Origin of the sequence: Segetibacter sp. 3557_3 (assembly GCF_004354985.1) — a bacterium.
Lineage (GTDB): Bacteria > Bacteroidota > Bacteroidia > Chitinophagales > Chitinophagaceae > Segetibacter.
In genome coordinates this window covers 38,463-59,954 of record NZ_SMSK01000003.1, presented here as the reverse complement: position 1 = coordinate 59,954, position 21,492 = coordinate 38,463, and the positions used below count along the sequence as shown (strand labels likewise).

The 21,492-nt window shown below is 44.7% G+C and carries 11 protein-coding genes; all 11 read right to left on the bottom strand.

Features of this window, described 5'->3' with window-relative positions:
- Positions 1-2: 2 nt before the first annotated feature.
- Positions 3-3,626, bottom strand: coding sequence for an IPT/TIG domain-containing protein (locus tag EXU57_RS06675; RefSeq protein ID WP_133267414.1), 3,624 nt, complete (start codon positions 3,624-3,626; stop codon positions 3-5).
- A gap of 104 nt (positions 3,627-3,730) precedes the next feature.
- Positions 3,731-4,588: a hypothetical protein gene (locus EXU57_RS06670; protein WP_133267413.1), complete on the bottom strand. Its 858-nt coding sequence runs from the start codon at positions 4,586-4,588 to the stop codon at positions 3,731-3,733.
- A gap of 922 nt (positions 4,589-5,510) precedes the next feature.
- Positions 5,511-6,686: an Ig-like domain-containing protein gene (locus EXU57_RS06665; protein ID WP_133267412.1), complete on the bottom strand. Its 1,176-nt coding sequence runs from the start codon at positions 6,684-6,686 to the stop codon at positions 5,511-5,513.
- Between the two features lie 236 nt (positions 6,687-6,922).
- Positions 6,923-10,207, bottom strand: a complete 3,285-nt coding sequence (locus EXU57_RS06660; RefSeq protein ID WP_133267411.1) for a contractile injection system tape measure protein — start codon at positions 10,205-10,207, stop codon at positions 6,923-6,925.
- Positions 10,208-10,213: 6 nt separating this feature from the next.
- Positions 10,214-13,444, bottom strand: coding sequence for a hypothetical protein (locus EXU57_RS06655; protein WP_133267410.1), 3,231 nt, complete (start codon positions 13,442-13,444; stop codon positions 10,214-10,216).
- Positions 13,445-13,516: 72 nt separating this feature from the next.
- Positions 13,517-17,866, bottom strand: a complete 4,350-nt coding sequence (locus tag EXU57_RS06650) for a hypothetical protein (protein ID WP_133267409.1) — start codon at positions 17,864-17,866, stop codon at positions 13,517-13,519.
- A gap of 51 nt (positions 17,867-17,917) precedes the next feature.
- Complete coding sequence (locus EXU57_RS06645) at positions 17,918-18,337, bottom strand: GPW/gp25 family protein (protein ID WP_133267408.1); 420 nt, start codon at positions 18,335-18,337, stop codon at positions 17,918-17,920.
- Between the two features lies 1 nt (position 18,338).
- The gene (locus EXU57_RS06640; protein ID WP_133267407.1) at positions 18,339-18,629 is read right to left on the bottom strand and encodes a PAAR domain-containing protein; all 291 of its coding nucleotides are present in this window, start codon (positions 18,627-18,629) and stop codon (positions 18,339-18,341) included.
- Between the two features lie 242 nt (positions 18,630-18,871).
- The gene (vgrG, locus tag EXU57_RS06635; protein ID WP_133267406.1) at positions 18,872-20,635 is read right to left on the bottom strand and encodes a type VI secretion system tip protein VgrG; all 1,764 of its coding nucleotides are present in this window, start codon (positions 20,633-20,635) and stop codon (positions 18,872-18,874) included.
- A complete protein-coding gene (locus EXU57_RS06630) occupies positions 20,628-21,323 on the bottom strand; it encodes a CIS tube protein (protein WP_133267405.1) in 696 nt (231 codons plus the stop codon). Before EXU57_RS06630 ends, vgrG begins: the two co-directional genes overlap by 8 nt.
- Positions 21,323-21,490: a DUF5908 family protein gene (locus EXU57_RS25010; RefSeq protein WP_165958058.1), complete on the bottom strand. Its 168-nt coding sequence runs from the start codon at positions 21,488-21,490 to the stop codon at positions 21,323-21,325. Before EXU57_RS25010 ends, EXU57_RS06630 begins: the two co-directional genes overlap by 1 nt.
- Positions 21,491-21,492 lie beyond the last annotated feature (2 nt).

Below are 21,492 nucleotides of genomic sequence, written 5' to 3'. Positions count from 1 at the left end.
AATTATTTCGCTGCCTGGAATTCAGATGTGAATCTAATACCTGTTAAAAGGAAGCCGTTTACGTTTTTTTTCAATTTCGGATCTGATACGAGTTGGATATCAATCTGGGGACTTGTATAACTTATGCCTTGCGACTTAAGGTAGTTTTTTAGAAAAGTAATGTTTGCAGCCAGGGTGATGTCATCTGGCTTACCAGGATTCCAATTTGTGCGAAATTCAATTTTTGCTTTTGGATTTGCGAGCAGGTATTTGGAAAGCCTGTCGATCTTAGATTTTCCGGCTCCATCAAGCTCATTATAAGCGTCGAAGTAGACATAACCCAAATCTTTTCTTCCCGCGACTACCGGCACATCGGGTGGGGTTGTTGATGCTGGCAAAATGATCACGGTGCAGCCAGGCATTGCCTGCCTGAAAGCCGCAATTTCCGTCTCCGGCACAGGGTTCTTGCCGAGGTTCAGGAGCTTGAGGTTTTTATAATTGTAAACCTCACGTGGAATGCTGGTAAGCGCCATACGGGCGAGATTAAGCTTACAAACAAGCAAAGGGCTGCCTGCCTGCCTGACCTGGTTTAAAGAAGTAAAGGTGCGACTACAATCGGCCGCCTTATCGTTCGAAAGATCCGGGGAAGCGGGGGTGGGAACAATGGTAAAAAAATTGCGTTGGAACGGGCTCGAAGATGAAAGTTGTGGTGTATTTACCTGGTTAATGGAAAGCTTTTTCCCGGATCGTTGCAACATTGCAGTAATGATTTCACTGTTTGGTGGATCAAGAAATTTGCTGGCCCTGAATACTGTTACATCAAATTTATTCTTCTCCGCGGCACCTAATATCGATTGCAGCTTTTGCTGTTGATCATTGTGGAGCAAGACAGTTTTTTCTGCATTGGTGGCAGGCAAATAAATTAGCCCGGGTTTACTATCGTAATACAAACGCATTTGCTGGTAGTTGACGCAATTTGCTTTTTCAACTTCTCCAATACGCTTAAAAAAACCATTACATACCGCCAGACTAAAACCCCCAGGGCCTACATCTTTTATTTGCAATAATCGGAAGCCATCAACCGATTGGGTGGCTATCCTATAGGTTGCGGTAGAACGCAGAAATTCAATATCCACTATATTCTCCTGTTTGAATGTTTCCTTTGCACCCGAAGCAATAAAAATTGCCTTTCGGTTCAGGTCAAGCCTCAGATACGTGCCAGATGCGCCTGCCCAGATCTCATCAAGTGTCCCGGGCAGTGGAACATTAGTTTTGTCGTTGGAAGGTATGAAGGGAAACACCGCTGAGAAAATGATATCCCCTTTATTGAACACATTTACCCGGACGCTGTCGGGCGCAGGATCATTGTTAATCCCAGGAACTGTTGCCACCAACAACTTCTTCGACCGGGAACTTATCTCCCCCGGGGTACTGCCAAAAACTACCCTGATGTTTTGGTCGGGTGAAAACGCACCACCAATAATCCTGATAGAAGAATCGGCGTAAATGGCAGCGGGTTCGATTCGACTAACCTTAGTATCAACTGTCCGCCCGGAGAACAGCTTATTCAGGAATACACCAGTCAACACCAGAAACAAAAGGATAGCCGCATACGGCAGGTAGCGCTTCCAGGTATTTGGCTTTGCCGCTTCAATTGTTACGAAGACTGGCTCGCTCTTGATATTGGTTAGCCGATTTCCCGCCACAAGCGCGTATTCGAAAGTCTGATCATGCCCATCCGCGAGCTCTTCTGAAAGTTCAAGCTGTTTGCCGGTAGCTTCGAGATTTACGTAATGGTTGCCATTCCTGTAAACAGTAAGTGAACTGGCATGTTCTACCTCCCACGAAAAAACAATTGGCTTTCCCGAAGGCACCCGCTTTTTATTGGCTTTAAACGAACGAATAACTGGTGAAGGACGAGCAATCCGGATCTGCAACTCATTACTTTGAACTTCCTCAATATCGTTGCTTGCTTTAATGAAGTAAGTAACCGTATTGACATCCCGGTCCTTTGGTTGCTCTACCAGGTTAATCCCCGTCTCAGATGGCTTTAATGAACGGTGTGGAATACCATTCCGAAACAGATCGATGTTACGGGCATTTAAAACCGTCCATTGGAGCAAAAATGCTTCGCCACTTTGAAATTCGCGTTGCCGGGTACCCTTATTTGCGTTAACTGCATAAAAATCTACAATTATGGGCGCTGGTCTTTTTACTTTTACCTTAACCGACTCACTTGTAGTTACACCGGCCTTGTTGGCTATTACCAGGTCAAAGGTAACCGGCAACTCATCGGTATCATACGTTTCGGCCAGCTGAATTGTTGTTTCAGCTGGCACCATTGTTTTAATGAGAACGCTGTTTCTAAAAAGCTTGATGTCGGATGCAAATTGAACGTTCCACCCGAGTTCAAATGGCTGTTCACTCTCAACAAGCCAGGCATCTTTATCCCGGCCGGACTCATGACGCAATACAAAGTCGTGTATGACCGGGGTGTTGTATTGAAAATGTACAGTTATTGGCTCACTGGTAACTTTCGCCTTGCCCTCTGAGGCCAGCAAAGTGTATTGAAGCACATCTTTCTGAGCAACTGAGGACTTAATTTCAACTGAAGACTCATCATTTGTGAACTGCCGATACAATACATCATCCTCGTACAATTCAATATTAGATGCATTTACAACATCCCACGTAATTCTAAAAGCATTGTCTCTGATTACAATATAATCGTGGTCATTTTTCTCTGCGGCATTCTGCACCGTAAAAAGCCGGATGACGGGTTGAACAGCCCTTTGGGGATCACCAGCTAATAACCGGATCATGCGTGACTCAGGCGCCAGTAAGATTTCCTGCCTTATCAGTAGTTTTAAATCATCTAGGTATTCAGCTGTTGATTGTGCACTTAAAGCGTTTTCGAACAAAGACCTGAAACGCGATGATAGTTCATTGAGGTAATCGGGTAATAAGCTAAACAGCTCCCTGTACTCCTGCTCTTTATTTGCGTAAAAAATCCGGAGTCGCAGCAATAGAAAAATTACCTGTAAGTGGTTCAGGCAGTCGCCGGGGATATCGGCTGGCACGATGGCCCGTTTGTCGAGTATGCGTTTGTAAAACTCAAGCACAAGTACCCAATAGTCACGATTGCCCCACATGTCGGCTCCGGGTCGTAAGGTTAATGGTTGAACACTGTCAATATCTACAAGGTAAAAGCTGTGTTGCCTGTTGCAAAAAATGTTTCTTTCATCGAAGTCGGCAAACCAGAATCCTGCTTGATGCAAGGAATGTAGCGCATTGAACAAATCGTCGGTAAGTCGCTCAAGGTTTATTTCACCATGCATGCCAATGATATGATGCAGCGTTTCCCCATCGATATATTCATAGAATACATAGTAAATGTCGGTACCCAGTTCCTGCTCACAAACAATGTCGTGAACCCTTGGCAGATTGGCGGCGTATTTACCCCTGATCTGCTCAAGAAACTTCCAACCCGAAATATTTTCCGGCGACTTAATTTTAAAACGCTTGATAAAGCACTTATGAATACCAATTTCTACAGGAAACTTAAAGTAATCACCTTTAGAGAAATGCCAACCCTCCGGGTAGTCGGAGGTATATTGGTACGTTCGTTCTTTAATAATTACTTCCATGTGACCGTCAAAATTTAAGCACGTCAGTAAAGTATGATGACTGTTGTCGGTTGTTGCTTTGGATAATAAAATGTTTCTTTTTTGCAAGCAGATGCAATTGAACACTATCGCCTATTTAGTTCAATAAAGCAGATCACCTTGTCATCGCGGGTTCCCTGCGATTGATAAATAATTTCATCGCGAACCTTTTGCGGATCACGATCATAATCTTCCTTTAACAACATCTCCGTCGAAAGCCCTACCCCATCCGACATGCAGATGATTGTTCCTATTCCTTCCTGGTTTACAACTTCATAGTCGGGCTGATTTGATACGATATCCAGCTCCCCTTCCGCGTCGAGCACCATTCGAAAAAAGATCCGGTCGTTGCTGTCGGGATTTTTAGAAGCCAGGCTGGTGTCAAGATGATTGATACTATTACCGGCAGACTCAAACAGCAACATTTTTGAATCACCAGACCGGTAGACAGAAAGTGACCCATCCAATGAAAATCGTGCAGCCATGATGGTAGCGGCACACTCAGGAAAATTCTTGTTGTTGATGTTGCTGGTAAGGAGATCTTTTTCCTCTTCGGGAAGTCCATTCAGCACCTCCCGCCAATCGTCCCTGACCTTTAAGATGGCTGAAGCTACCAATTCATCCAGCGAAGTTGCTGGTTGTTGCAGGTAAGCTCTTTTTAGGGTGTTGGAGAGACACTGTGCCAATAACCGGCTTGAAAAATACTCGCGATTACTAGCCGGATTTTTAAGGCAGTGGAGGTCCGACGTACCATCAAATAACCAGGAGAGTATTTCGGAGGAGGTTGATATAAACCCGCATACATCTTCGCCAAGGTCAATGTCTGAGCCGGGATCATCCATAAATTTTTTTCTAGGACCTGCAGTCATCAAAACTTCGCATGTAAAGTAGCTTCCGATGTTTTCAGCAGGTCTTTGCAGCGCCGCAGTGGTTTTATTTTGCAATTGTTCGTTTTTTGATTGAATAGATCTCTGGATAGTCTGGTTGTTTGAATTCTATGCTTCGATCATATTGTTCAGTTGTACGGTGCGTTGCAGCTTGGCAATCGGATTGTTAGCAATCACCGGCAAAATCAACTTGCTTCGAGCCTTCGATGTTGCTATTGTTTGCATAATTAATGGGCATCTACGGCAGGGCATTTTGAACGCTGAATACAAGCTTTCGTGCTGGCGACTCCGATCCCTGGTGCCCGGCAAATCACCATGATAATTGCAAAGCCCCCTCGCCAACCAGAACGGAACAGTTCAGTCTGGCGACAACTACTGCTTGCTAAGCAAAGTGTTTAAGGTCCAGCATTCTACCACGGGGCTTGTTCACTAAGGCGTTTGTTCAGTGAGTTGGCCGGTTGTACTATGTTGGACAAGCCCGCTGAATAAAGGCCTAAGGGAACGGTTGACTGCGTAGCGGGCAGGCTCCAATCCACATAATTAAATAAGTAGTCACTAATAATTTCCTGATTAAACCAGCAAATTCCATTTTGTTGTACAAAATAAGCTGCGCCGAAAACTGCTGTTGTTTCGCTCTATGAAATATAAGAAAGTAAGCGCGTTTATACAATAGCAAATGCAAGGTTTATCATTTCATTTTCCTGAGCGCGCTGTAATTAAAATGACCGGCTCAGGTGTTACAGTAAAGCATTCAAGCAGTACCAGGTCTTAAAAGCTCAGCTTGCAAATGGGGTGAGAGAAGGTTTATCAAGCCAATTGCTCATTGCGCGTTTTTCGGCAATGAAGCTGTTGGTTCGGGAAGGTTTATCAACCGATAACGATACAACTAATAACCAGCAAGTCATGGTGACCGATGATAGGCAGGAACGAGAGCTTCAATTACCTAGCCTTCGGTAAGTTTAAGATGGTATAAGAGCGACTACCTGTTCAATTCTTTTTCCAGGCACTTCGGACAAAAACCGGAAGCTCCGGAAGCCATACGGAACAGGTATTTCAGGCTGCTGATTTTGCCCGGATCATCAAAAAGGAAAAACTGCACTTCATCATGGATAGGACACCTGCTCAACAGGCTCTTTAATTCCTTACAACCTTCGTCATTTTCCTTTCCAAAAAAAGCTCCGATTACAATATCATGGTTAAGTCCCTCAATTGGGTATTGTACAAAGGGGTTCGACCGTAGTACCTTACTGCCGATAGCGTCGTACTGCATGCCATCTGTATAAATAAGCACCCGGATATTTGCAATGGACACAGAGTCTGCAGAAGCGTATTTGAGTATACGCTGCATCATGATCTTGTATTTGTTGACTGGAAAGTCGGACAACTCATGGCTAAGAAACTTGCTTACAAAAGTGTGTGCATGCATCAGGGCCTGGTTAATATCTGTGCCCTGCTGCATTTTATATAGCTCATCGTAGATATAGTTGGAAAACTTATTTACGTCTTTATCAAACCTGTTGATCAGGTGAGCAACCGACTCCATAAACATTAATTCAACCCGATCGTCGAACTTAAAAGCGGCTACATAAGCATTAGGATTGTTCTGCATGCGTTGCAGGTCGAAGATGCCATGGGCCGCGCTGGTTGCTACCAGCCGTACCCTTGTCAGCGGGCTGCCTTCGAATGCGGGGTCGGTCATAGAAGACGAGGCATCCATTAGAATAACACTAAGCCCGACTTCTTCTCCGGGTACCTTTACAACACTCACATTTACTGCATCAGAAATTACGCTCGCACCCCTGCTATCCCACACCCTTGCAGTAAGGCTATGACCGCCCTGGCTAACGTTCTGGTAATTGAACGTATATGGTGGAGTTGTGGCTTCATCAATCTTTTTGTCGCGGTCATAAATTTCTACCCGGCTAATACTGCCATTTGCAACCGTCGCGTCAACAACAATCGTAATTGTACTGCCTTCATTAAATCTTTGACCGTTTACAGGAGAGGTTAGCGAAACGTGTGATGGCGAAACTGATTCAAGGATAAGTATGCCAATATCGCCGTTTGCCGGGCACTGGGGACAGAAATAATCATCAGTGGCCTCGTTATAAATATGGGACCGATCGGTTTGGCAAATCCATTTCTTAGCTGACATAGTAGCGCATTTTATCGTTCCGTAAATGTTCTTGCTTCATCGTGTTTTAATATACTAACAATTTGCAGAGATTTCGAATTGACGCCGCACTAATTCGATGCAACGGAAGTTGCAGATCAATATGCTTTGGTGCACAGGGCTGAATCACCCTATGAACATTGCCGCGGTCAACTGTCTCAATTCGTAGCCACTGTTGCGATCAAGACTCAAAATCTACAGATTGTTAACCAACTCACTTACCATTCCACATGGATCATCTTTTTCATCCAGGGAAGTTTGATCATAGTACAGTTCCAGGGAAGGGTTGCAAGCAGCATATCAAATCCCCGTCGTTCAATTTGAAGGGTCCACCCGGTCTCATTTTCTGTAAGGATACCTTTTCGCTGTAAAAACGAAGCCTTAAACCCGGTGACCGAGGTGCTTTTTAAAGCATTCCAGTTGGCAATCACGGCAGCCACCAGGTTGTCTGCTTCCGTCAATTCTTTCCGCTTCAGTCGCACCTTTATTTCTATGGGCTCATTTACCTCAAAGCCACATAGCAACTTGTTCAACTGCAGGAGGTACTCGGGGCTATCGCCGGCGCCCGCTGCCATGTATTGCAGCAGGTATAGTGCGCGAATTGCAACCCCTTTATGTTTGAATTGTCGCTGCTCCAGGTAACCTATATTGGAAAAAAAAGTGGGCAGGTAAAGCGCAATGAGACATAAACCCGCATTTTCAATATGGTACTTTCCACTTGACGAGATCGCGAAGGTTGTGCCTCCGCGAATCTGCTGTGTACCGGGCAAGTTGATGGGCGAAATAACCTCTTGTAATTGCTTAGGAGAAAGTTCAACGAACTTCTGGAGCAGCCTCAGACTTTCAGCAGAGAGCTTGTTCAGTATCTTTCGGAAGAGGTTCTGTTCGACGGTCGTGTTAAAACGTGCTTTATGGATCACGTCTTCAAAGATCAAGGCTTGTGTATCGGACAATGTATTAAGTATCAGTTCAAGATCTTCCTGGAAGTGGTGTAATCTTTGGTGCAGCGACTTCACACCGTCTTTCTCCCCTGTTGAGTCCTGATTTTGTTCGGGTGGCGTCTCGTTAAACGATACGCTAAAAAGCAATGGAATAATCTTATGTTGTAGTAATTGGGGATGGGAAACAAGTGCATCCACCAGTCGCTTTTTATCCCTGACTTCCGTTGGTATAGCTTCTAACAACCTGTCCAGTGCGATAAGTTCATCATCATTGAGCTGGTTAAGGTATTTAACAATTACGGGATGGTTGAATTTCAGCTTGCTGCTGATTGAGAGAACCCGGTTCCTTTTTCGTGTGTCTTCGTCGGTAGGCGACAGGGGCTTTGCTTTGTCTACCATTTGGGCCGCAGCAGGTTCAGAAGCCCGTTCCCCTGAAACACCCGGTTCTGACACCGGTCCACCTTTAGTATCACTTAGTGCCTCCGCGCTACCCATGGAGTAAGCAAAGTCTTCAAAACTGGTACTGCTTACAGGAACTTTACGGTGTTTATTGTTGTCCTCCTTTCCGGCGAAAGCTCCCGGGGGTTTTGGAACCTCCTCGTTTGCGGTGGCCGCAACTACATGGGCACAACTCGAGTTTTCCAATGTTACAGCATTGCTGAAACTACTCTTTTCCAGAGTCTCGCCAAAGCTCAAATCACCTGGTTTGATTGCATTACTGGTGCGCTCATCACCACTAATCACTTCTCGCATTACGCTCACTTCACCAGTTGTCTGACTCGCAAAGCTGGGTATCTCATCCGGTGTAGCGGGTAAGGATAAATCGGTAAGGTTGCTTGCAGGTTCCGTCCCTTCCAAGATATTAGCCTGACCGATGGTAAACGGATCAACGTGTTCAACCCTGCTTACGAGTTCACCTTGATAACGATCCGCTTCTTGATGAAACATCGCCTTGTTTGTGGCCGATACCTGACCGGGCTCGAGAAAAGAGGCCCCCGATGCCGACAAGGGTTGTTTGGGGTTTTCCTGCCAATCGTTGCTGAGGTCCTTTTCCGTTCGATAGTCTGATGTGGGTAGTGAATTACGATCCGTTTCCTCGTTTGTGTTGGAATGGGGGGCCGGTGCTAATCGCTCAGGTTCAGGTTGCGATATAACCTGGATCGTTGGCCCTTGCCCACGGTCTCGAAAGTTTAAATTAGCCCGTTCGTCACTGGCAACATGATCGACGAGGGAACGATCCTTTTGCCCGGCATCCTGGGTTGTTGCAGCTGGTGAGTTAAGACTAGCATTTGCAATCGGATCACTACTAATCCTGGGCACATCTGCCTGCATCAAGTCGTAAATGGATGCTTCCGCAAGTTGAATTGATAGGTCAACCGGGGTCTGCTCCTGTACTTTAGCTGCCACTTCCAAAGTGGTAAGGTCTGTCAGTGATTCCGGCTGATGGTCTTTCTGTGTTCCTACTAAAGTGATCCCTTTTGGATAAGCCCTGCCTAAATCGCCTTTAGATTGTTCTTGTGTGTAAGAAGCATAGGATGACTGACTTAAACTATCATCAGGTATATAGCCTCCAGCCTGGATGTTGCCCTCTTGTTTTAATGGGTCCTCCTCCTCCAGCAATTTCAACTCTGCTAATAGTCGCTTACCCTGATCATTATTCCACAAGTAAAAGAAGAAACGCAGCTGAACTTGGGAGAGCCTCTTAACCATCGTACGTAAACCTCGCTTTCGCTGCCTTCTTTGATTAGTCCGTCCCGGCATTTCCACCGGATCAGTTGTGTCGTAGCTGTCTACATTGGGTGTAGTTAGCGCAAAGAACCGCGACAGGAACAAGTGCGCCTGGTGGTTATTTTCAAAGTACCGCATCACTTTAAAGATCGATTCGCCTGTCCCTTCTTCATCGGAACTAAACTCCTCGCCGTTTGAACCAGCAGTGAGTACAGAAGCACCTTTCGCAAAGAACTGGCCTCTTTGCTCCTCACTTAACCTCTTCCTGAAGCCAGTAGCTTCATCACCAGGCAAAGCCCGTAGTTTCCTAATCGTTTGATACTTAAACTGTGTGGATAAGCGGGTTAATACGGCAGGGTTGGTTTCACTGAGCAACAAGATTTCTTTAGTTGCATGCGGATTTTCAGAAAGCAATCTTGAAAGGAACTCATCGGGTGATGGTAGTTCAGCCTTGTCAACCCACCACGGCAGGTCGCCATTAAGCAGGAGACTCCTGAGTACCTGCTGTTGCCGGTCACCAGGTGGCTTTACGTCTTCGGTAACGGCATACGGCAACTCTAATGATTGCGCCGATATGGTCGCCTCGAGGATGCTGCCGAATTTGGCAATCATTTCTTCGTTTCCAAATTCTGCTACAGTCACATTGCCAAGGTCAATAAATACCTTATCGAGCCGAACGTCTGAACCGCTATCCATCTTTTCGAACACTGAACTGGCGATATGGTTGATGGTCGGAAGTGTGAAATGCTCAAATTCAAAACGGACAAGCCGTGCTGTTGACTCGCTCCCGCAATCAAAATCAAAACACTGTCTATTTACAACATGATTCGCCATGGTAGCTTAGCTTTTCAATAGTTTCAAAGCATAAACCATATTGTTCACAATCTCTGTATCCGGAATTTCATCCTCCGCTAGAGCCTGGATCCATAGCCGGTAAGCTTCTTCAAACTCTTTCATACGAAAATGATCGACCCAATATACCTGTGCATGGATATGTGCGGGCAATTCCATGTACAATGCTTTCTCAAGCAAGTGTTTAAATGTGGGATCGCGAAATCGCGTTGGCCACGAAGGCAAAACTACCGTGACCCTAAACGAATATGGATCTGCAAGAGCAATCACTTCTGCAGAACCATCGTCTTCCTCTTCAACCGGGGAAGCCTCAAAAGAGAAAAACTCAACCAGCCTCATGATCTCTGCTTCCATCTCATCCTGTAATCGAAAGTTCTTTTTTGACGCTGCAAGCTGGCGATCTTTATCAACAATGCTAAAGGTAAAACGTCCGTCCGCTGTAGTGCTTACTTTATAATTGAACCGGTCGGAGCCGAAGTTCCGGATGTAGTCAATCCGACGGGTGACATGCTTATAAAACGTAAATTCTTCATGAACCAGCAATATTTCATTGACTTCATCTGCCTTAACCAGGCTTAGGCGCCATTTAATTTTGTCAGTTTTTTTCTGCTCTTTAATTTCCGCAATCCTGAACTGGTATATTGATTCCTGCGCGCTTCCAGACAACACGATTGTTTTGTTTCCGAGCTCATTCAACGGGAGTAACTCCACAACATCTGCATTTAGCACTTGCCCCTTTTTCCTGGTACTCTCTCTTTCCCCGATTTTTGGCCTTAGTAGCAGATGCTCAACAACGTGAAAGTTTTCAGCTTCAGACATCAAACTGAGCACATCCATTGTTCGACTAAAGGATTCTTCAAAATCAGTTCTCAGTTGTTGTTCATCTTTATTGTGGAACTCCATGCCGGCAATTACTTCATTATCGTCTTCCTCTGACATTTTTACCAGGTTGTAAGCCCGTTCATTCTTTAATTCAGAACGCTCGTACAAACGAGTCTCGGCACCATTCTCCAGCATGTAATTTAAAATTTCACGCGCTTCACTTTCAAATTCGTAGGCTCTACTTCTTAAAAGAATACGTTCCCTGTCATCCGGGTCTGCAAGCACAACCTCAAAGCGGGTGATGTTTTCATCAATCCCGGTCTTTGCAATATAAATGGCGTCGGAGGCAATAATCTTACGGGTATAATCCCGTATACCCAATAGCCTGCAAACGCGTTTCTTGAAACCTTCTACGTTATCGTTCTCCCAGGTTGCTGCATTTATATCAGCCCCGTTTGTGTAATCAAACCCACTTCCGCGATAATTACTGATCTTGATATAATCCGATAGGAATAGACTTTTATCGGCTCGTAATCGCTCATCAGCCTGGCTCTTCAATGTACGTTGAACATAAGCCTCGTACCTCGCCATTGATTCTGAAAACCTGGCCATCAGGTGGTCAAGTACCGCATTTCGCCGATGTAAAAATTCGTTTTCAGACTCCACAAGTTGCAGGAGCGATTTCTTGTACCTGTTGTAGTCTATAAAAAGTGCTTCAATGTCGTTAATACCGTGTAATGGTTGTGGATAATAGGTTTGCTTTGTGCCTTCTCTGAAAGAAAGCAACTCCCTGACATTTGAAAGTTGGGAAAGGTAGTCGGCCATGATTTGTTCAAAAACCATCAGAAAGCCGCGGAGCTGCAACGCTAACTTCTTTCTTTTGTCGAGGCTCGAAATCTGGAGTTGATAGTAGGCCGACTTAATTTCGTCGATGTTATTGTTGATGCTTTTTTCTTTCCCGGTAATTTCCCCAACAGGCTTTTTTAGCACAGTCGAAGTCGCTTCTGCAATATTGAGCATTTTGCGTGGCAATGCGTTTTGTTGCGCCATGTTTCCCTGGCTGCGATCCTCCACATTCGCCTTGTTTACCTGTCGCAGCGCAGCTCTTATCGAGCCTTCATCAATGTTTACATCTATATATCGTTCCGCCATTCCATATGCTGCAGGCAACGTATGTTGCATTGGAAAATATTCGTCCACCTGCATGTATTCGCCCGTTGGCACGCTGATATCATGACCTGAACCTTTTAACCTCGATTGAAACATCGAAGATTGCAGGAACTGATAAATCGATTTTACCCGATGTGGAGATGGCTTTTTATCAGACGCTGAGCGATGCCGGTCACCACTCCTGATGAAAGTAATAATGGAATGATCAATATCGAGCTTCGGTGTTTTTTGCCGGTCTTTTGCCTTATCTATCCAGTCCGTAAAGTCGGCAAGCGGCGATTGGGATTCGATGGGCATCGCGAACTTCTTAATAGCGATCACCCCTTCTATGTCGGAAATCAGCCGCATAATATCAGAAAGGTGAAAGTGTTTAAAACGTTCCGACTTTTCCAGTTCGCCTGCATCGATAAAACCATATCTAAGTTTAGGACCTTCAAATATCTCATCAACTGAATAGCCTTTGTCCAACATCTGTTGAAGACTGTAAAACGTCACAGGCGGCGACAAGAAATTTTCTATCACCTGGTACACCCGGGCATGAACTTTATCTATATCGGTACCTTCGTTCACCTGTAGGACGGCTTCTATCTGAAATAGTTCATACTCTATTGCGGTAATACTTACAAAATCTTCACACAGGTTGCGATGTGCATTAAGTTTCTGACCAACCAGGCTCGCAACTTCATCTTCTCTCTGCTCGTCCAACACGTCACTCTCATACTCCAGGTACACCTTATACAAGCCTTTTAACGGCAGTAAACGTGCTCCCCTGGTAGGATCTTGTGTAAGTTCAAATAAGGGATCACCCGCTTTACGCTCCGCACTTTTTTCTACGATATACACAGGTGTTTCATATTCATCACTGATCTCCACCCATGCATTTTTAACCCCGTCAGTATCAATCACCAGCTTTCTAAAATCAGTAAGTGTAACCGGGTTTACAGGCAAGATTTCACCTGCCGTATAAAACGAGGCTTCACGACTTTCCGGGGTACCGGTTTTCGGCTCCAGCAGATCTTTAACATCAAAAGATGTGCGGTAACCAAGGTCAGTCAACGAATAGCAAATTGCCTCCAGTAAGGTGATACCAGGATCATGGGTATTATAGTCTGTCCAAACGCTTCCGGAAAGGCGCTGGATAAACTGAATGGCTTCCTTCCTTAAGAAGTCATAATCTTCAGAAGGAGGAAGTGCGTTATTCCTGTTTATGATTGGTATCTCTGGCATTCCTTATTTGTTGCAACAGCTTCAGTTTCCTGCTTACAGTTTAGGCTAAAAAACTACCCGTAGCCGTCCGTCTTATTCAATAAGTTCTATCTCGTGCCTGGGTGCAGATACAAGAATGGAGTGATTGGTTGTAACCTGTGTTTCCACCAGTGATGTTAACTGATCACCCTCCTTAACAAACACCCTCGTACCAACATCATCGTCGTTATACTGCCGCATCACCAGTTCTGCAACATAGTCTACATACTCCCGCTTGTCGATGAAGCTGATGATACCGGAGGAAAAAATCTTTCCCGAAAATGAGATCGCTTCCATGTCGCCGGTCGCCCATGGGGTTAAGAATTGAACGAGGTCATCATTAAGCCGTTGGAGGTAAAACCCTTTATCAACACCGGTATGAAACCTTACTTTACAGTTGATCAGCACATGGTCGAGCTGTGGATTAACTGCGTGAACTTTTACAAAGGGCGAAGCCTTTGCAACAACAAACTTTTCTATTGCCCTTAAGTCGAGGTAATTTGTTTTTGGGAAGAGAATATCGTTGCCCGGATAGTTTTTGTTCCGGAGGTCCGTGATCGGAACAAGGGTTATATGGCCCACAGCAAACTGGCCGCTGTGGTAGTTGTTGATACATTTTACCTTATACAAAAAGGGAAATTGCTCCAGTACCATCCGTTCATAATCCCAATTACAGATTGCCCTTCCTTTGTGCCGCAAACGTTCACTTACCCGGGTATAAAAGGCATCCTGGTTCTCGCTGACCCTTCCGTTAAAAGACGACTCAGGCTGTTCTACCCGTTTTACAAAGGGCACTTTATCGGCGAGGTTTTTTACTCTCCCGGCTTCAAGTGGAAGTGCGAGGTGCATCGGATCGTTACCACGATCTTTAAAGGTAGCCACTGCTGCCTGGCTTTTTATTGCAATTAGGTTTGGAAATGCATCGGTGTCGTTCGAAACGCTTGCACAAAGCCAGAACAGCGAACTCGTATTAAAAAGAACATTGTTATTGTTTGCATCAGAAGGTATCGACAGTTCAAGAATACCGGAAACCTGGAAGCCATAAGTGCTGTCGCTGATAATCGCATCTTCGTTCAACGGTATCCACTTACTGTTTCGAAGGTACCACCACTTAAGGGAAGGCGGCTCTTTATCATTCAACCGGGTACCATCTGCAAGCTGCACCAGTAACGACAGGTTACGGCTTACTTCCATGTTGCTTATGCCAATAAACAACATGCCCTGCATTTCTCCTTTATGAGGATCGTTCGTAACAATCGAACGGGGAAAAATATATTTTGTTGTTAATGCATCACTCGCCGGCGCTTTGTTGAGCAGGTCAATTTCGGTCACGCCAAATGGCGTAATGTAAAAAAACTGGTCACCCCCATCTTCTGAATTCTTATGCGAAGTATAACTGATGGAAATAGCGTTGATTAAAGGGGTATAAGGCGGCTTTGGCACCTCGTTAGCCGATAGGATGATAGCAATTTTTTTTGCAATCATGTCGTTAATCACTTCGTTCGCATCATCAATTTCTTTCCTCAGAACCCTCGATACTACTTCGGGACCCGGTGGAGTATTCGTATTTTTTCTCAATTCAAGCAGCTCTTCAACTACATTAATCACCGTTTTAGTAATTGCCGCGTTGGTTTCATTACTAATTACCGCAATCATCTCGCGATCCGAAGGCATGATAAAATCTGCTTGTGAGTTAATTTTATCTTTTACATCGTCTATGATATCAGATGCTGTTTCCCGGTCTTTATCATGGTGCACATCTTTTGAGATAACCCGTATGCGCTTTAACAAGCCCAGGAAACGTTCAATGATATTGTCGTCATTTACCAGTGTAGCATTGGTGGTCTCAATACCGGTCTCTTCCTGCCCTTCCGCATTTTCCTTCTTAAAAATTACATTGCTCCCATTTACATTACGAATGAGTTTACCAAGCCCGTTTATCATCATTGTTCTTGCCTGCGCATCATTGTTCACCCGTTCAAGTACATCATAAACAACAACCCTGAGTGGACCATTGCGATCCCTGATGTCGTCAGGTAGCTTTATAGAAATTGTTGAGTCCCGGAGTTCCTTTTTTACGATTTTGTAAAAATCGACAGAAGATGATTTTGACGACGCCTTCTCCATAACCGCAGATGTAATCAGTTGGGGGTAGATGGTATGCCCAAAATCGGGATAGTTTAGCTTCAACTGCAGCGTACCGTCCTTCCTGGAATTGTCATATGCAGGCACACTAAATGGATCATCTGCAAGCATATCCATTTGCTCCTGCTGCAAGTCGAGCTTAATTACTTTGTATCCAGGGCTTTTTGTATCAACGTCGATGATCGACACATCTTTCATTTTTTGCCAATACCTGTTTTTGAGCTTGCTTACCGACGCCATGAATTTGTTGGTGTCATATGGGGGCAGATAACTTTGATAGTGCGAGTCAAAATCATCCGGTAACATCCACTCAATATTCAGCGAAAGCGTATCAATAGGTTTATAAAACAAATCTTTACAGCCGATATAAAAGGTTGAACCAACCTTTGGCAAAGGTGTAAACGGATAGAATGGCTTTTTAGGATCCAGAACAGACTCCTGGTTTTCGATTAGCAGATCGGTAACCCCGTTAAAACTCACCGACGAACTAATACTGCCCACCTGAACCAAAATGGCTGTTTTAATGATACGTAAGCGTTGCAGTATATTCAACTGCACGATCTTGTTCTGCCAGTCTTCATTTTCTAAACCAGGACTTCCCTGAACAGGGTATTTTAATATGCACTGCAATACGGGAAAAATGGTGTTAAAGCCTCCCGGATGAACCTCGGGATTATAAGCAACGATATGCTGACTTTGCAGGATAGATATCACAAACTGTAGTTCAAGAATTTTATCGCTGCTCTTCTTGAGCGAAAGAACTCTGATATTGTTTTTCGGATCATCACTGGTAAGCCAGCCCTTCTCACCACTAAGAAGCAACTTTATTACCCCGGCATCAAACTGGCTTTCGGTTACGTCTTCCTCAAGCTCAAACAACACCGTCACGGTCCGTTCGCCTTTAGCCAGATAAAATTGCGTTGAAGCGATTGCAAATCCGATTTCACCAATATCGTCCCTCGATGGCGCACCAAATAGCTTCCATGTTGCATTAACACTGCCGGTTGGCACCCCGGCTGATAGCAATACCCGGTGATAATAGTTATAAGTTAAAGGCGGGGCCTGGGTATCCTTTTCAATAAAAATGGTGCTCATGGTATGAACGCCTGCCTTGTTGATCACAATGTCTTTGTCCAGTTCATACATCAGGTCCCTTCCTTTTGCGTCCTTTCCGGCGGCAAGTGCAGCACCTTTTTTTACCTCACCATTTGTAAACCCTTTAGCTAATTCAAAAATTACAAAGACCTGGTCGGGAACAGCCGCTTTCTTTTTAATCTTTAAGACCTCTTCATAGTAAAAATCGAGGTGTTTGGCAGGGAGCTCATTCATTGAATCCTGCACATGACTAAACAACTTGAGAAAGGTCACCAGGAAAGCAACGTGTGGGGCATGATCATTTTTGTTGTTGATGGTATCGTTGAGGTACAGCTGGCAAGAGTTACTTATGGATTCTGTTGCATAAAACACACTTTCGAAAATGGCGTTGAGCCGCACGGCCGCATTAAGGAGCTTTTCAGTCTGGTCGGCGCCGGCAAATAGGTGTTCGCGAAGAGGGGTATTTTGTTTATCCGGCAATAACCAAACGTTATCGCGGTTAATGAGTCTTTGAATAAACTGCAATATCGTGGACCGGAAATCGTCATTTCCATCTGCGCCTTTTGTTCTGTATGTTTTTAGTCGCGCAGAAATTTCGGGCAGGTGACTGTTGTCAAAAAGATCAAGGTAAAAATCTTCCGGAGTATACCCCCTGTTTTCAAGCTGGTTTAGATAAAAAAATACCTCTTTAAGCTGGATCAATTCTTTTCTCAGGTACGACTTTATATATAGCCGAAGATCCTGGCTCAAACTACTTTCGGTGGGAGCCCCATAATACCAGCTGTTCAACCGCTGAAAACCGGAAAGTACGAATGTGGCAAGTTCCCGAAAGTGGTCAATCGTTGTTTTCTCAAGAAATTTGGTCGAGAGGTGGTCATAAGTTGTTTTGTGAGCAGCAACATTGCGCGTAGCGATATTGGCAATCAACAAAACAATATCATCTTTAAAAAAGGACTCCCACGTTTCATCTTGCGGGGCATCCTCGTCTTCCGTATTAACAAACCTTACGTTTTTTGCATAACGTTGGGCATAAACGATAAAGTCTTCCAGTTTACGGTTGTCAACAGCAACCTTTTTAGGGTTTAAATTTGGTGTATATCGCTCAAACCTTGATGTTCCCTCCTGTTTGAATATAGCGCCAAGGTTTGTCAGGTTAGTTTCCATAGCCATAAAATTTTCTATAGCGATAATCGCAAACCGTAATCAGGCGCTGAATTACCGCTCCAAATTTGTTGCTTCACGCAGGTAAAACGGATATACATAATTATATCGGTTATTGGTTGCAGTCACTTTATAGTCGATCAGGATATTCAGTTGACCCGGATCATGCCTTGCAATCTGGATCTTTATACTTTGCAACACAATCCGTGGTTCGTTAAAAAGTATTTCATCTGTTACAATTGCCTCCATGTAAGTAAGTGTACTCCTGTTTACCGGTGTAAATAAAAAAGTAGACAAGGCCGATCCATAACTTGAATGCATAATCCGCTCACCCACATTAGTTGCAAAAAGCACATCAAGGCTATTCTTAATATCCGCTTCGCCCGTTAGCATTTCCACGCTGTTGGTACTCTTCTTAAATTCAACCGGGAACTTCCAACCACGGCCAACAAAATCATCTGAAAAATTATCCATATCAACCTCCAATATTTACGGTAAAACATCCAAGCACGATCGAGCCGCCATGTGCAGTTAAATCTCCCATCCTGGCAGCCGGTTTATTATTAATCATCACCGTTGCCGATCCTTTTACAATACTGTCGGGAGGACCGGTACAAACACACATATCACCCACGGTAGCTGCGGGTAAGCCGCCAATCAAAACCGTTACGTTGCCTGGTGGCAATATGGGGCCACCTACATGCGGTACCAGGCCCGTTACCATCGGACATACATGTAAGTCGGTAATTCTTGCTGAATAAGGCATTGCTATACTTTATGCTTCAGATTATTTATTTTTTGGGCACCGACGGAAGGAACACGATTTAGCATCGTTGTGTCACTCCCTTGTACGGTATTTCCAATATTCGGCTTAGTATCTGTTCACCAGAATAACCCAACAGCTGACTATGCTGGTCTTCAGTAATGCTGAATGACTAAGCAGGCCCACGAGCTTGTCAAAACATTCAACGACGGTATAGTCAAACAACAAGCTTCTCACAATGGTCGCTAATTGATATTCACAATTGCACCCTTTACAATCGTTGGTCCCGAGCTTTGAAGCGAGGCATTCGCACTTCCCTCTGCACTAAACTTTGCATTTGCTTTTGCCTCTACGTTTATGCCATTCATACTAATGTTGCCGGCGGCAGCTTTTATAGAAACATCCTTACCACTTTCCAGCGTAATACCCTTTGAGTCCAGGATGATTTTGTTGTTGTGTTGATCGGAGAAAGTCATTGAGTCGCCATCATCATTGATTTCAACCTTTTTACCTTTTGGTGTATCAATCGTGATGCTCTTTTTATCGTCGTTAAATACAAACTTCATTTTGCTCCGGGTTACAAAACCTTTTTCATGATTGTCATCACTGCCCTTTAGCGGAGCAGGGCTCGAACTACTATTCAACATGCCCAGGATTACCGGGTACCGGGGATCATCATTCAAAAAGCCAACAATCACTTCATCATTGATTTCAGGCCTGAAAAACGAGCCCCTGTCTTTACCGGCATCAAGACTTGCCATCCGCGCCCACAGGCCCTCGCTGGCATCAACCAGGGGCAGGCGAACCTTCACCCTGTCCTGCTGTTCGGGGTCCGATTCATTTTGTAATACAACCCCGATCTGCAACCCGTTTACGCCTGGCACAAGTCCTGATGCAGGTTTCTCCACAATTTCTTCGTGTTTGTAAAAGAACCTTGCAGGCAGTCCAAATTGGATATCTGTTTCCCAAACAGAACCATAATAGCTGTGCGAAATTGCCGTAACCAAAACGTTCCCATTGAAACGGTCGCTGAACCCTTTTAAGCCGATGACATTGCCTGGAATTATTTCTGTTGTACCCTGAACTTTTATATGCCCGATGTTTTTCGCTAACCTGCTTTTCAACAGCGCTGACTCACTCCACGATTTCAGTTCTTCAGCGTTTAAGTTACCCGGGTGAACCAATTGGTATTGATTTAATCCCAACGCACTAGCAAGCGCCTTTCCATTCAGGTTACCATTTTCTTTAAAGGAAATCGACGCTTCACCAGACTCTTCCACTTTCTGATCCTTATAACTCCACGACAGGCTTGTTACATGGTCAATTTGGGAAACCGCGTCGAGTTCACTCTCAAATTCAATGATATCAATTCCATAGGTAAGTTCTTTTGTTGGTGACTTTGAGGTATCCGGCGCATTGATCACCAACTTGTTTTCAGCTGCGAGCACGAGCATACCGTTCATCTCGGCCCGGCAAACAATAAAGTCCCAGTCCAGCGCATTGTATTGCACCATTTCCTTATGGCTTAGTCCAGTTGCACCGATCTCAACATTTCCGTTATAGGCCGACTTGCCAATAACCGCCTTAATGATGTCGGTGTCGGTCATCTCGCTGAAACACCTGTTATTTCTTGTGAGCGCCAGCTTGATCGCTTTATCCTTCGCTTCGATAGTTAGAAACGACGGCTTATTTTTTCCCGACTTGATGGCATGCCTGATGATAATGCCTTTAAACACCGTTTTAGTGTCTGCATGATAACCCAGCGAAATCTCGATATCCGCCCCCGGCTTCAACCCATCTTCCTTGCTGCTGATGGCAAACTCCTGCCTGGCAGGATCACCGTCTGCAATTGTTATCCGGGCACTTGATATCTTATTGAAACCAGTACTTATGTCCAGCCCGGTGATTTTATACTCCCCACTAATAGGCCTGCCATTTAAAAGAATTTTAATGGTAACAAGGTCAGTGGGCTTTGTCCTGGATGCTATGGCGGTACCGTTGTTACTCATCGTTATCCGACATTGGAGGTAATACTAATTTCTTACCCGGCACCAGGTTTCTAAAATTCTTCAGCTTGTTTGCCCTGGCGAGCTGGAGGTAATACTTTGAGCTGTTGTAATTCTGCTTGGCAATCAATGGCAGAATATCGCCATCTTTAATTGTTTTATGCTTGGTAAGATCCGGCGACTCCAACCTTGATGCCCGTCCATCTTTGCCCGGGCCTATTCGTTCTTTAAAGCTGCAGTTTACTTTAGCACGTAACGGGGTTCCATCCTGTTTAAACAGGTTATAGGTAATGTTTAATGCTGTCAGTACGCATTCAATATAAAAGGTACCCCACAACAAGCCAAGGTAGTTTGGCCGGTGAATGTCACCATTAATCTGGCTCCCGGTTACCTTCCGCAATTTTTTAACCTGGTCGCGTACAAAGTCCTGCTGTGCCGACTCTGGCAGGCTGTTGATGGTAACCCCGGTACCATCAATAACAAACTCTATCGTAAATTCCAGCGCCGGAATTTTATCAAATTGCGGGTCTCCTCCTGCCTGCCCCTTTGCACCAGGTTCTTTAAAATCAATTTTGTTGTTTACGCTAAAGGTAGCAGGGTTGAAAGCAACGGTAAAGCTGTCGATTTCACTTTGCGTTTTGCTGCCTTCGGGTTTGTCATAAGCAACAATCCTGAGGTTATCTTCAGGCATTATCTTTCGAGTTTTTTGTTAATCACCTCGAGTACATGGGCAACACATTCCTTGATGATCTCTTCCCGGTTTAGCCCTCCGGGCGCTGCGCTGGCTTCCTGCGGAGCAGTTTCTTTGCCTTCAACGACATTGGCCCTGATGATGAGCTCATTTATTTGTATGGGCATCG